The following is a 259-nucleotide window of genomic DNA, read 5'->3' as shown; positions in this document are numbered from 1 at the left end:
ACCCGAATCCTGCTTAAGCTAATGATTCCATAACTTGAATTGTTGGCTTATTCCGATGAGTTAATTGATATGCACATAACGATGCATAAATTCCGCTAAGAAATCCATGAATACTACGTGCTTTACTCGTCACTAAATTGTATTGTCCTTTCAATAAGCTGAATAACGTTTCTATCTTATTGCGTTGTTTTAAATGATATTTATCTGATAAACAGAGTTGAATAGCCTGCATGTTCTTTCTATGGTAAGTAATCAAATC

At 33.2% G+C, this 259-nt stretch carries 1 pseudogene; it reads right to left on the bottom strand.

Going from position 1 to position 259, the window contains the following annotated elements:
* Positions 1 to 13 precede the first annotated feature (13 nt).
* A pseudogene (locus JR005_RS14745) lies at positions 14 to 259 on the bottom strand (IS982 family transposase); the annotation flags it as partial.

Source organism: Acinetobacter sp. Colony158 (genome assembly GCF_019264745.1).
GTDB classification, from domain to species: Bacteria; Pseudomonadota; Gammaproteobacteria; order Pseudomonadales; family Moraxellaceae; genus Acinetobacter; species Acinetobacter ursingii.
Note: the sequence above shows the minus strand (reverse complement) of the source record. Positions and strands in the feature narration are given on the sequence as shown.